The 12,434-nt window shown below is 71.4% G+C and carries 11 protein-coding genes; 1 reads left to right on the forward strand and 10 read right to left on the reverse strand.

All coding sequences use genetic code 11. The annotated features are described in order from the left end of the window. Window positions 1-47 precede the first annotated feature (47 nt). Window positions 48-1,151 carry a quinone-dependent dihydroorotate dehydrogenase gene (locus tag M3E84_RS00005; RefSeq protein WP_259893773.1) on the reverse strand — a complete coding sequence of 368 codons (1,104 nt, stop codon included), beginning with the start codon at window positions 1,149-1,151 and terminating at the stop codon, window positions 48-50. Between the two features lie 71 nt (window positions 1,152-1,222). On the opposite strand from M3E84_RS00005, the gene M3E84_RS00010 reads away from it, so the two are divergent. Next, on the forward strand, window positions 1,223-2,323 hold the full coding sequence (locus tag M3E84_RS00010) for an alpha/beta hydrolase (RefSeq protein ID WP_259893774.1): 1,101 nt from the start codon (window positions 1,223-1,225) through the stop codon (window positions 2,321-2,323). 9 nt (window positions 2,324-2,332) lie between these two features. Here M3E84_RS00010 and M3E84_RS00015 read toward each other — a convergent pair whose 3' ends face one another. From M3E84_RS00015 to dnaJ, 9 genes are all read right to left on the reverse strand, one after another. Next, the gene (locus M3E84_RS00015) at window positions 2,333-3,124 is read right to left on the reverse strand and encodes an isoprenyl transferase (protein WP_259893775.1); all 792 of its coding nucleotides are present in this window, start codon (window positions 3,122-3,124) and stop codon (window positions 2,333-2,335) included. Window positions 3,125-3,144: 20 nt separating this feature from the next. Continuing rightward, entirely contained in the window at window positions 3,145-3,900 is a 756-nt protein-coding gene (recO, locus tag M3E84_RS00020) for a DNA repair protein RecO (RefSeq protein WP_259893777.1), read from the reverse strand. A gap of 7 nt (window positions 3,901-3,907) precedes the next feature. Continuing rightward, a complete protein-coding gene (leuA, locus tag M3E84_RS00025; protein ID WP_259893779.1) occupies window positions 3,908-5,662 on the reverse strand; it encodes a 2-isopropylmalate synthase in 1,755 nt (584 codons plus the stop codon). A 254-nt stretch (window positions 5,663-5,916) separates the two neighbouring features. Continuing rightward, window positions 5,917-7,449: an LCP family protein gene (locus tag M3E84_RS00030; protein ID WP_259893780.1), complete on the reverse strand. Its 1,533-nt coding sequence runs from the start codon at window positions 7,447-7,449 to the stop codon at window positions 5,917-5,919. A 38-nt stretch (window positions 7,450-7,487) separates the two neighbouring features. Beyond that, window positions 7,488-8,540 carry a GTPase Era gene (locus M3E84_RS00035; RefSeq protein WP_259893781.1) on the reverse strand — a complete coding sequence of 351 codons (1,053 nt, stop codon included), beginning with the start codon at window positions 8,538-8,540 and terminating at the stop codon, window positions 7,488-7,490. Between the two features lie 80 nt (window positions 8,541-8,620). Next, window positions 8,621-9,127, reverse strand: coding sequence for an rRNA maturation RNase YbeY (ybeY, locus tag M3E84_RS00040; RefSeq protein WP_259893783.1), 507 nt, complete (start codon window positions 9,125-9,127; stop codon window positions 8,621-8,623). Continuing rightward, complete coding sequence (locus M3E84_RS00045; protein ID WP_396415518.1) at window positions 9,124-10,266, reverse strand: PhoH family protein; 1,143 nt, start codon at window positions 10,264-10,266, stop codon at window positions 9,124-9,126. Before M3E84_RS00045 ends, ybeY begins: the two co-directional genes overlap by 4 nt. Window positions 10,267-10,420: 154 nt before the next feature. Then, window positions 10,421-11,185, reverse strand: coding sequence for a 16S rRNA (uracil(1498)-N(3))-methyltransferase (locus tag M3E84_RS00050; RefSeq protein WP_259893784.1), 765 nt, complete (start codon window positions 11,183-11,185; stop codon window positions 10,421-10,423). A 10-nt stretch (window positions 11,186-11,195) separates the two neighbouring features. Continuing rightward, on the reverse strand, window positions 11,196-12,353 hold the full coding sequence (gene dnaJ / locus M3E84_RS00055) for a molecular chaperone DnaJ (protein ID WP_259893785.1): 1,158 nt from the start codon (window positions 12,351-12,353) through the stop codon (window positions 11,196-11,198). Between the last annotated feature and the right edge of the window lie 81 nt (window positions 12,354-12,434).

A 12,434-nucleotide genomic window follows, 5' to 3' on the forward strand; every position in this document is an offset into this window, starting at 1 on the left:
CGGCGGGGGGGGGGGGGGGCCTTCGGCGCCTTCCGGGCAGGCGGTGCTCAGCCGCGGTGCGCGCGGCGACCGGTGCGGCGGCTCGCCCGGCGCAGACCGCGCACGATCCGGGCTGCGTAGAACGGCCCCTCGTACAGGAAGGCCGTGTAGCCCTGGACCAGATCGGCACCGGCGTCCAATCGGCGCCGAGCGTCCTCGGCGGAGGCGACTCCCCCTGCGGCGATGATCGTGAGCCGGTCTCCCACGTGCGCGCGCACGATGCGCAGGACCTCCTCGGCCCGCGGGGCCAGCGGCGCGCCAGAGAGCCCGCCAGCGCCGATCTCGGCGACCGCACCCGGATCGGTGCGCAGCCCCAGGCCCTCACGGGCGATCGTCGTGTTCGTGGTCGCGATTCCGTCCAGGCCCAGCTCCATGGCCAGATCCGCCACGGCCCGGACGTCCTCATCGGCTAGGTCCGGGGCGATCTTCACCAGCAGCGGGATGCGACGCCCCGCAGCGGCCGCCGACTCCTCCTGCACGGCGGTGAGGATGGGCCGCAGCGACTCGACGGCCTGCAGCTCGCGCAGCCCCGGGGTGTTCGGGGAGGAGACGTTGACCATCATGTAGTCGGCCAGCGGGGCGAGCTGACGGGTCGAAGCGCGGTAGTCGGCCACAGCGTCCTCGAGCGCGACGGCCTTGGTCTTGCCGATGTTGACCCCGATGATCGGACGCGCCCGTCCTGACCAGTCGGCGTCTAGCTCGCGGCGGGCCTGAGCCAGGCGCGGGGCGACGGCCGCGGCACCGTCGTTGTTGAAGCCCATGCGGTTGATGACGGCTCGGTCCTCGAGAAGGCGGAACAGCCTCGGCTGCGGGTTGCCGGGCTGCGCCTGGGCCGTCACCGTGCCGATCTCCACGTGCCCGAAGCCCAGATCCGCCAGGGCGGGAATGCCCAGGGCGCCCTTGTCGAAGCCTGCCGCCAGCCCGAAGCGCGACGGGAAGCGCAGACCCATGACCTCCACGGCCTGGTCGCGACCGGGCGCGCACAGCCGGCGCAGCACCGCCGAGACGCCGAGACGCCGGCACAGGCGGATGCCCAGGAAGCCGAGGTGATGGGCCCGCTCGGGGTCCATGCCGGAGAACGCGAGGCGGAAGAACATAGGGTAGAAGCGCATGGCCGACATTCTCGCAGAATGCCGGTGCCCTTCCCCCGCATCGCACCCGCGCCCCAGGAGGCCCTGCCATCGTGCACAGCGCCCAGGAGCAGACTCCCGCCCCGGCCGACGGGCGTCCCGAGGGGCCGTGGAGCGAGGACGTCCTGGGCCCGGGCTTCCAGGCACGAGCGCTGCCCGTGTCGGGGCGCGGGGCGCACGACCGCGCCACGCTGGTGCGCCACATCCCCTGGCAGGACCCCGCCTATGAGCCGGATCTCGAGCGCCGTCGCGTGGGTTCCGAGGCGTGGCTGCGGGCTCCTGGCACGGTGATCTACGTCCACGGCTGGTCGGACTACTTCGCCAATCCCGAGCTGGCCCGCACGGTCGCCTCGGCCGGGTTCCGCTTCTACGCCGTGGACCTGCACGGCTACGGCCGCGCCCTGGACGACGACGTCCTGGCCCGTCCCGACATCCCCGGCTACGCCGAGTCCATGCGCGAGTACCGCGAGGACCTCCAGCAGGCCGTGCGCGCTATCGCCGAGGACGGGGCACCGGCCGAGCCGGGGCGCATCGTGTGGATCGGGCACTCCACCGGCGGGCTGCTGCTGTCCCTGGCTGCCCTGACCGCCGAGGACCCGCCGGCGGGCCTGGCACTGGCCACGCCCTGGATCGCCTCGCACGTCCACGACCTCACGGGCCGGGCCCTGGTCGCAGCGCTGCGCCGAGTGCCGCGGCGCTGGCACGACCGCCCGCTGCCGCTGCGGCTGACGAGCAGCTACTACCGCAGCCTCGCTGCCGAGCACGAAGGCGAATGGGAGCTGGATCCCCGCTGGCGGCCGCAGACCTCGTTCCCGCTCACGGTCGGCTTCCTGCTGGCAGCCCACCGCGGCCATCTGCGGCTGCGCGAGCTGCACCGCCGCGGCCTCCGGGTCCAGGCCCCTGTGCTGCTGCAGACCGCCCGGGCCAGCCTGTTCCTGCCGTGGTGGACGCCGCTGGCCGCCCGCCGCGACACCGTGCTGGACGTGCGACGGGTCAGGCGCAGCATCGGCGTGGTGAGCCGCACGCCGCGCGTGCACAGCTACGACGGCGGCCTGCATGACATCCACCGCTCCACGCTGCCGGTGCGCGAGCGGGCCTTCGCGGATCTGACGGCATGGCTGCAAGAGATCGCCCAGCAGCTGCCTCGCGGCTGAGAGCCTGCCTCAGGCCCCGCCTGCCCCGGTCACCCTGTCCACGGCACCTCCGTAGCGGCGGTCGCGGCGAGCGAACTCCTCGACCGCGGCCCACAGCGTCCGACGGTCCACGTCCGGCCACAGGACGTCCTGGAAGACGAGCTCGGCGTAGGCGGACTGCCACAGCATGAAGTTGGAGATCCGCTGCTCCCCCGACGAGCGCAGGAAGAGATCGACGTCCGGCAGGTCCGGCTCATCGAGGTAGGACTGCAGCGTCTTCTCGTCGATCCTGCGGGGGTTGAGGCGCCCGTCGGCGGCATCTCGGGCCATGGCCGCGGCGGCATCGGCGATCTCGGCGCGGCCGCCGTAGTTCACGCACATGGTCAGCGTGGCGACGTCGTGATCGCGGGTCTCCCGCTCGGCGGTCTCCAGCCGGTCGATCACCGAGCGCCACAGACGCGGACGTCGCCCCGCCCAGCGGATGCGCACGCCCCACTCGTGGAAGGTCTCGAGCTGGCGCTGCATGACCTCGGCCGTGAAGTTCATGATGAAGGCGACCTCGCCGGGCGAGCGCTTCCAGTTCTCCGTGGAGAACGCGTAGGCCGACACGTACGGGATGCCCATCTCGATGGCACCGGCCACCACGTCCACCAGGGCGCGCTCACCGGCGCGGTGGCCCTCGTTGCGCGGCAGGCCCCGCTCGTTGGCCCAGCGCCCGTTGCCGTCCATCACCACGGCCACGTGCTGCGGCACGAACTGGGCGGGGATCGGCGGAGCCACGGCACCGGAAGGGTGGGCCGGGGGCGGGGCGAAACGGCTCACTGAGGTCCTCTCGACGGGGATCAGTCGCGCTCGACGAGCGAGAGCGACTTCACGGCGTGCTCCAGATGGAACTGGACGTAGGCGCCGATGATACCGGCGGCTCCCCGGGCGGTGCGGGCCTCGACCGCATCCACCCGGGCCCAGTCGCCGTCCAGCAGCGCCTGCAGATGGGCGACGACGCGCACGTCCGGCGACAGGGAACCGGGCGGTCGGCAGCGATCGCAGACCATCCCGCCCAGCTGCGCACTGAACGATCGGTGCGGACCCGGATCGCCGCACTGGGCGCACACCGTGAACGACGGCGCCCAGCCGGCGGCGGACATGGCCCGCAGCAGGTAGGAGTCGAGCAGCTGATCCGGGGCGTGCAGCCCCCGGGCCAGCGCGGACAGCGCCCCGATCAGCAGGTCGTACTGCGGTCGGGTCTCCTGCCCGTCGTCGGTCGAGAGCTGCTCGGCCGCCTCCACCATGGCCGCCGCCGCGGTGAACCGGGAGTAGTCCGAGGCGATGGCCGTGGACCACGTCTTGCGGGCCACCGCCTGGGAGACGATGTCCAGGCTGCGCCCGTGCACGAGCTGCAGGTCCGACAGCGCGAAGGGCTCGAGCCGGGAGCCGAACTTGGAGCTCGTGCGCCGCACGCCCTTGGCCACGGCCCTGACCTGACCGTGGTCCCGGGTGAGCAGGACCACGATCCGGTCGGCCTCCCCCAGCGGGTAGGTCCGCAGCACGACTCCGGTGTCCCGGTAGGACGCAGAGGCGAACGACGAGCCCCGGGCCATCTCGGCCTCAGGCCTCCTGGGACGCCGCGCGCGCCGCGCGGTTGACCGCCGAGACGACGGCCTTCAGCGACGAGCGCGTGGTCGAGGAGTCGATCCCGGCCCCCCACAGGACGTGCTCGCCCACCGCGAGCTCCACGAACGAGGCGGCCTGGGCGTCCGAGGCGGCAGAGAGGGTGTGCTCCGAGTAGTCGAGCAGCCGCAGGTCGACGCCCTCTGCGCGCAGGATCTGGATGAGGGCGTCGATGGGTCCGTTGCCGCTGGTAGAGCGCTGGCGCGCGGTGCCGTCGACCTCCAGCCCGAGGTCCAGGCGGGTGTCTCCGTCGCCTTCGGAGTGCGTGCTGATCGAGGTGAGGCGGTAGCTTCCCCAGCGGTTGCCCTCGTGATCGGCCGGAAGGTACTCGTCCTGGAAGATCTCCCAGATCTGCTCGCCGCTGACCTCGCTGCCGCTGTCCTCCGTGTGGCGCTGGACCACGCCGGAGAACTCGATCTGGGCCCGGCGCGGGAGGCTGAGCCCGCGCTCGGTCTTCAGGAGGTAGGCCACCCCGCCCTTGCCGGACTGCGAGTTCACACGGATCACGGCCTCGTAGGACCGGCCCAGGTCCTTGGGATCGATCGGCAGGTACGGCACGGCCCACTCGAGGTCCTCCACCGAGACGCCCTGGCGTTGGGCATCGGCCTGCATGGCGTCGAAGCCCTTGTTGATCGCGTCCTGGTGCGAGCCCGAGAACGCGGTGAAGACCAGGTCGCCGCCGTACGGGGAGCGCTCCGGGACCGGAAGCTGGTTCGCGGTCTCCACGGTGGAGCGGATATGGGCGATGTCCGAGAAGTCGATCATGGGATCCACGCCCTGGGTGAGCATGTTCAGCCCCAGGGTCACCAGATCCACATTGCCCGTGCGCTCGCCGTTGCCGAACAGGCATCCCTCGATGCGATCCGCCCCGGCCAGGTAGCCCAGCTCGGCGGCGGCCACGCCGGTGCCGCGGTCGTTGTGCGGGTGAAGGGACAGGATCGTGGCGTCGCGGTGGTACAGGTTGCGCGTCATCCACTCGATCGAATCGGCGTACACGTTGGGGGTGGCCATCTCGACGGTGGCCGGCAGGTTCAGGATCATCTCGCGATCGCCGCCGATCTCGAAGGTCTCGGCGACCTCGTTGGAGATCCGGGCGGCGAACTCGAGCTCGGTGCCGGTGAAGGACTCCGGCGAGTACTCGTAGACGATCTTGGTGTCGGTGGTGGCCGCGAGCTGCTCCTCGTACTTCATGCACAGGCGCGCGCCCGTCAGGGCGATGTCGACGATCCCGTCCTCGTCCGAGCGGAACACCACGCGGCGCTGGAGGTTCGAGGTGGAGTTGTAGAGGTGCACGATCGCCTGCGGGGCACCGGCGATCGCCTCGAAGGTGCGCTGGATCAGGTGCTCTCGCGACTGGGTCAGCACCTGGATCGAGACGTCCTCCGGGATGCGGTCCTCGTCGATGAGACGGCGCACGAAGTCGAAGTCGACCTGCGAGGCGGAGGGGAAGCCGACCTCGATCTCCTTGTAGCCCATCTTCACGAGCAGCTCGAACATCATGAGCTTGCGCTGCGAGTCCATGGGATCGATCAGGGCCTGGTTGCCGTCGCGCAGGTCCACGGCGCACCAGCGCGGGGCCTGGGTGATCGTGCGGTCCGGCCAGGTGCGATCGGGCAGGCAGAACGGGATCTGCTCGTGGAACGGCCGGTACTTGTGCGTGGGCATGCCCGAGGGCTTCTGGCGATTCTGCATGGGTGTACCTGTCTCTGATGCCGCGCGGGAGCACCGGGCGGCAGGGGTGAGAATGCGGGCCGGGCCGGGCATGGCTGACGCCGCAGCGGGATCCGGCCCATTCCTGGCGATCTCGGCGTCCCTGCGACCGGTGGTCGGGGACGGGATCAGGCCAGGATCAAGACCCGCTGCGGCAGATCAGCAGTAGCTTCGCGGCCGTGCACATGCTCCCGACCGTATCACCACGTGAGCGCCGCCCGCGCACCTCCTGGGCCTCACTGCTGGCAGGTGAACTGCTCCGCGGTCTGGCCGCTGTACTGCTCCGGGACCTCGGAGTCCAGCTGCATGGCCTTGCCCTCGGCGAAGTCCTCGCCGACCGTCAGCGAGACCCCGCTGAGCAGGTCCTCGCCGTAGGCGATCTGCGACTCCGGGATGCCGAGCTCGTCGGCGAGCTGCTCAGCCGCGCCCTGCCAGCCCATGGCGTAGTGCAGCTGGGTGCCCGGCAGGACCTCCTCCGACGGCTCGCCGGGCTCGCTGAGCTCGTAGCCGGCCTGGACCAGCTGGTCGACGAGCTGCTGATCGCGATCCTCCGCGCCCGAGGCATCGATCACCGTGACGGGCACGGAGTCCGGGCTGAACGCCTGGGCCGCAGCCGTGCCTGCGGAGGAGGAGGCCCCGGCGGAGGGGCTCGAGCTCGCCGAGGTCGAGGCGGAGGCACCCGACTCCCCGTCCTCGGTCAGCGACCCGTCCTGACGCAGGGTCTGGAAGAGCTGCTCGGCCGGCTGCTCATCGAGCTGCAGGCGGTTGGGATCGGCGGGATAGACCTCGGCCGGGACCGACACGAAGACCACGCGCGAGAGATCCACATCCGCCAGCTCCCGGGCCAGCCCCACGATCCGGGTCACGTTGCCGAGCTCGTCGTCCACGTGCAGGTTCTGGGTCATGACATCGGCGATGTCGTAGAGCGCAGGGAGGTTGCGCAGCGTGCCCTCGGCCTTCAGCTTGCGCGCCAGCGAGGACAGGAACTGCTGCTGGGAGCGGATGCGGGACTCGTCGCCGCCGTCGCCGAACGCCGCTCGGGAGCGCAGGAAGGCCAGGGCCTGCTCGCCCTCGACCGTGGAGGTGCCCGCCGGCAGCTCGAGCCCGGACTTGGGATCATCGACCTCGTGGGTGACGCAGACCTCCACGCCGCCCACGCTGCGCGAGAGCTCGGTCACGGCATCGAAGTCGGCGAGCATGAAGTGATCGATGCTCAGCCCCGTGAGCTGGTTGATCGCGGCCACGGTGCAGCCGGGCCCGCCGTTCTCACCGGCCGAGTTGAGCATGGCGGCCTCCTGTTCGAGGAAGACCTCGCCCGTCTGCGGGTCCGTGCACTCGGGCAGCTCCACGATCAGGTCGCGGGGGAAGGACACGACCGTGACGTCCTCGCGGTCCTCGGAGATGTGGGCCAGCATCATGACGTCGGTCTTGCCGCCGCCGTTGCCCTCCTCGACCTCGCCGTAGCGGGAATTGCCCTCGCCCTCGCGGGTGTCCGAGCCCATGATGAGGATGTCGGTGGCCCCGGTCTGCGCGACGGTCTCCGACCCCTCCGAGCCCAGGTTCAGCGGACTGGTCACGAGGTTCTGCTGTAGACGGAAGATGCTCAGCCCGCCGATGCCCACCGCGACAGCCATCACCATGACCGCGATGATCAGTCCCCAGCGAGGCCCCTGCGGAGGCGCGGACGAGGCGCGCCAGTGCCGGCCGAGCTGCTCGGACCCGGCGCTGGGCCGGCTGCCCTGGGCTGGGTCGCGGGGGTGTGTGCTCACGTACGGGTGCTCCGGTCGATCTGGGATCTGCTCGAGGCTCAGAAGCCGAGCCGCGACATCTGCTTGGGGTCGCGCTGCCACTCCTTGGCCACCTTCACATGCAGATTCAGGTAGACCCGGGTGCCCAGAAGCCGCTCGATCGAGGCGCGGGATGCCGCGCCGATCTCCCGCAGCCGTGCCCCGCCCTTGCCGATCACGATGGCCTTCTGCGACGGGCGCTCCACGTACAGCGAGACGTGCACATCCAGCATGGGATCATCTGCGGGCCGGTCCTCGCGCGGGATCATGTCCTCGCACACCGCGGCCAGGGAGTGGGGCAGCTCATCGCGCACGCCCTCCAGGGCGGCCTCGCGCACGAGCTCGGCGACCAGCGTCATCTCGGGCTCGTCGGTGAGATCGCCGTCCGGGTAGAGGGGCGGGGAGATCGGCATGCGCGAGATCAGCAGCTCGGCCAGCTCCTCGAGCTGGAAGCTGTCCACCGCGGAGACCGGGATGACCTCGGCGAATCCGATGTCCTGGGGCACCGGGGCCGGCGTGTAGTCGCGGCCGCGCTTGCGGGCGCGGATGCCCTGCCTGCGCTGGAACTCGACGTGCTCCGCGGTGAGCACCTCTCGGCCCATGGCCTCGACCGCCATGAGCTGCTCGGCCAGCTCACCTCGATCGACCTTGTCCGCCTTGGTGATCACCGCGACGATCGGCTTGCGTCCGGCGGCGGCCAGCTGCTCGGCGATGAAGCGATCGCCGGGGCCGATCTTCTCGTCCGCGGGGATGCACAGGCCCAGGACGTCGACCTCGCTGAGGGTCTCGCTCACGAGCTCGTTGAGCCGTTCCCCCAGCAGCGTGCGCGGGCGGTGCACCCCGGGAGTGTCCACGAGCACGAGCTGGCCGCTGTCCCGGTGCACGATCCCGCGGATGGTGTGACGCGTGGTCTGCGGGCGGTTGGAGGTGATCGCGATCTTCTCGCCGACCAGAGCATTGGTCAGCGTGGACTTGCCCGCGTTGGGCCTGCCCACGAACACGGCGAAGCCCGCACGGGTCTGTGCGGGGTCGTCCCACTGCGCGGGTCCGCCGGTCTGGTTGCTCTCGCTCATCAAGGTGCTGCTCTCGTGGGTCGTGGGCCAGCGGGATCCCGCGGCCGGGCATGCGGCGGTAGTGCGCGCCGACTGGTGGTTCAGCGGACGGTCTCGGCGGGGGCCTGGCGCCCCAGGAAGCCGCTGAGCAGCTCGCGCTGCAGGGCGAACATCCTCCGGCGCTCGTCGTCCTCGGCGTGATCGTGGCCGAGCAGGTGCAGGATGCCGTGGACCGTCAGCAGGGCGAACTCGTCCTGCGTGCTGTGCCCGGCCTCAGCGGCCTGCCGCGCGGCCACCGGCGGGCACAGGACGATGTCCCCGAGCACGCCCTCGGCGGGCTCCTGGGCCGTGCCGGCGCGCAGCTCGTCCATGGGGAAGGACAGGACGTCGGTGGGTCCGGGCAGATCCATCCACTGCACGTGCAGATCGGCCATCTCGTCCTCGTCGACCACGGCGATCGACAGCTCGACCGTCTCGGCCAGGTGCAGCTCGCGGAAGCAGTGCTCGACCAGCTCCTGCTGCCGCGCCGGGACGTAGGCCTCCCAGCTGGCACGATCGGCGGCCGAGGCGTCCTGGGGCACCGGGCGGATGTCGAACTCGACGCTCATGCGTCCTCCCCCTGAGGCTCAGCGCCGTCCGCCGACTCCCGCTGGGCCGCGGCCTCCCGACGCGCGTCCTTGCGCTCACGGCGCTCCTGGCGCCTGCGATTGGTGGCGCCGAAGACCTCGTAGGCATCGACGATCCGGCCCACCAGCTCGTGGCGCACGACGTCGTCGCTGGTCAGCTCCGGGAAGGCGATGTCCTCCACTCCGTGGAGGATGTGCTCCACCTGGCGAAGCCCCGAGGACGTGCCTCCCGGCAGATCCACCTGCGTGATGTCGCCGGTGACCACGACCTTGGAGCCGAAGCCCAGCCGCGTGAGGAACATCTTCATCTGCTCGGGCGTGGTGTTCTGCGCCTCGTCCAGGATGATGAAGGAATCGTTGAGCGTGCGCCCGCGCATGTAGGCCAGCGGGGCGACCTCGATGGTCCCGGCCTCCATGAACTTGGGGATCGAGTCCGGGTCCAGCATCTCGTGGAGGGCGTCGAAGAGCGGACGCAGGTAGGGGTCGATCTTCTCGTTGAGGGACCCGGGCAGGAAGCCCAGTCGCTCGCCGGCCTCCACCGCGGGACGCGTGAGGATCAGCCGCGAGACCTCCTTGCGCTGCAGCGCCTGCACCGCCTTGGCCATGGCCAGGTAGGTCTTGCCCGTGCCTGCCGGGCCGATGCCGAAGGTCACGGTGTGGTCGTCGATCGCGTCCACGTACAGCTTCTGGTTGACCGTCTTGGGGCGGATGGTGCGCCCGCGCGAGCTGAGGATGTCCTGGTTCAGCGCGCTCGACGGCCGCGCAGCCGCGTCCCGACCGAGGATGCCCAGCAGCTGGGCGATCACCTGCGGGGTCACGAGGGTCCCCTGGGCGGCCAGGGCGCGGATCTCCTCCAGGAGCGCGACGACGACGTCGGCGTCCTCCGAGCGGCCCTCCACCGAGACGGTGAGATCGTGGGCGCGCAGATGGGTGCCGGGCCGTGCCAGCTCGATCTGGGTGAGCGCGGAGTCCGCCTGGCCGATGCTGCGCACCATGGTCTCGCGGTCGTGGAACACGACGGTGCGCCGCACGCGCTCGTGCCCAGGCGCGGTGACCTGCGCGGAATCTCCGGCGGGCCGCTGCGGGTCCGCTCCGGTGTCCGAGAGGGTGCTGTGATCCATGGTGAGGGCCCTGTGGGCCTCTGCCGCCTTCCGTTGCGCCGTGGTCTTCGCCGCACGAGGGCAGCACGCTGGTGCGCGCCGCGGTGCGGGTCGAGGACTCATGCTATCGCGCCGGTGCGACGCCCCAGGGGCAGCTCTCAGCGCCCACGGCTGCTCACCAGCGACCGAGCGCCGAGGAAAGCACCGCCACGGCGGCCGCGCCGGCGCTCGAGGAGCGCAGGACCTCGGGGCCCAGAAGCATGGGCTGCGCACCTGCCGCCGCGAAGCGCTCGAGCTCGGCATCCGAGACACCGCCCTCCGGACCCACGATCAGGCCGATGCCCTCGCAGGAGCCGTCGGCCGCGATCTCGGGCAGCAGCTGGCTCAGGGGCTGCGAGGCGCTCTCGTGCAGCACCAGCCAGCGGGTGCCCGGACTCTGCTCGATGAGCCGGGTCAGCGCGGCGCTGGTGACCGGCCCGCGCAGCTGCGGCCAGCGGGCCCGTCGGGACTGCTTGGCCGCCGAGGTCAGGGTGGAGTCCCACTTGGCCAGCTGCTTGGCCTGGCGCTCGGGACGCAGTCGGGCGATCGAGCGCTCCGCCTGCCACGGGATGACGGCGTCGATGCCGAGCTCGGTGCAGGTCTCGACGGCCTGCAGATCCCGGTCGCCCTTGGCCAGCGCCTGCACCAGCAGCAGCTCGGGGGTCCGCGCGGGCTCCTGCAGGCTGTGCTCGACGCGCAGCTCGATGCGATCACCGGTAGCGCTCACCACGCTGCCGGTGACGCGCAGCCCCTGGCCGTCGACGAGCTCGAGCTGCTCGCCGGGGCTCAGGCGCCGCACGGTGGCGGCGTGGCGGGCCTCCGGTCCGCTCAGCACGATCTGCTCCCCCATGCCGGCGCTGAGCAGCTCGGACTCGGCGCGGAAGACGGGCAGCGTGGTCATGGCCTGCGCCTCACTGATCCGCGAAGCGGTCGCGCAGGCGAGAGAAGAAGCCTCCGCCGCCGCTGCGCTCCTGCGTGCGGCTCACGGCCGTGCCGGTGTGCTGCTGCTCCCCGCGCAGGGAGGCCAGCTGCTCGAGCAGCTTGCGCTGCTCGCCGGTGAGCTCCTCCGGGGTCTCGACCTCCAGGTGCACCACCAGATCGCCGCGCTGGCCGGACTGGCTGCGCAGGCGGGTGGAGCCCAGGCCCTCGACGGTGCGGGTCTGCCCCGACTGCGTCCCGGCAGGGACGGAGATCTCTTGGGAGCCGTCGAACGTGTCGAGCTTCAGGGTGGTTCCCAGGGCGGCCGAGGTCATGGGGATGCGCACGGTGACGTGCAGGTCATCGCCCTCGCGGGTGAAGGTGGGGTCCTCGGCGACCTTGGTCTCCACGTAGAGGTCTCCGCTGGGACCGCCGGCCACACCAGCCTCGCCCTGCCCGGACAGGCGGATGCGCACGCCGCTGCGCACGCCTGCCGGAATCTTGACGTTCAGCGGCCGCTTGTCGCGCACGCGCCCGTGGCCGTAGCACTCCTGGCAGGGGGTCTTGATGACGTCGCCGTAGCCGCGGCAGGTGGGGCACTCGGCCACGGTCATCACGGTGCCCAGGGGCGAGCGGATGGGCTGGCGAACCTGCCCCTGACCGCCGCAGTCCGTGCACTGCTCCGGGTGGGTGCCCGGCTGGCAGCAGGTGCCCTGGCACTCGGGGCACACGACGGCGGTGTCCACGGTGATCCGCTTCTGCGTCCCGAAGACGGCCTCCTGGAGGGAGACCTCCACCGTGATCAGGGCGTCCTGGCCCTGGCGGGTGCGCGACTTGGGGCCCTGGGCGCCGCCGCCCTGGAAGAAGGCGTCGAAGATGTCGCCGAATCCGCCGAAGCCCCCGCCTCCGAAGCCGGCGCCTCCGCCGAAGCCGGACTCGCCGTTCTCATTGCCGGTGGCGTCGTAGATGCGCCGCTTCTCCGGGTCGGAGAGGACGTCGTTGGCGTGGGAGACGCGCTTGAACTCATCGGCGGCATCCGGCGACGGGTTGACGTCCGGGTGCAGCTCGCGGGCCTTCTTGCGGTAGGCGCGCTTGATCTCCTCGGCGGAGGCGTCCCGGGACACGCCCAGGGTCTCGTAGTGATCGCTCACAGGTCGTTACCGTCCTCAGTCATCTCAGCGGTTCGTGGTCTGCGCGCCGCGCACCGGCCGCAGGGCCGGACTCGCCGGCGC

Origin of the sequence: Kocuria sp. p3-SID1428 (genome assembly GCF_025149945.1) — a bacterium.
Taxonomy (GTDB): Bacteria; Actinomycetota; Actinomycetes; order Actinomycetales; family Micrococcaceae; genus Kocuria.

Bases quoted from the DNA above. Each gene is read 5' to 3' on its own strand.
- recO (WP_259893777.1), bottom strand. From the start codon at position 3,900: ATGGCCCGGGGCTCGTCGTTCGCCTCTGCGTCCTACCGGGACACCGGA.
- M3E84_RS00050 (WP_259893784.1), bottom strand. From the start codon at position 11,185: ATGACCACGCTGCCCGTCTTCCGCGCCGAGTCCGAGCTGCTCAGCGCC.
- M3E84_RS00005 (WP_259893773.1), bottom strand. From the start codon at position 1,151: ATGCGCTTCTACCCTATGTTCTTCCGCCTCGCGTTCTCCGGCATGGAC.
- M3E84_RS00035 (WP_259893781.1), bottom strand. From the start codon at position 8,540: ATGAGCGAGAGCAACCAGACCGGCGGACCCGCGCAGTGGGACGACCCC.
- ybeY (WP_259893783.1), bottom strand. From the start codon at position 9,127: ATGAGCGTCGAGTTCGACATCCGCCCGGTGCCCCAGGACGCCTCGGCC.
- leuA (WP_259893779.1), bottom strand. From the start codon at position 5,662: ATGCAGAATCGCCAGAAGCCCTCGGGCATGCCCACGCACAAGTACCGG.
- M3E84_RS00045 (WP_396415518.1), bottom strand. From the start codon at position 10,266: ATGGATCACAGCACCCTCTCGGACACCGGAGCGGACCCGCAGCGGCCC.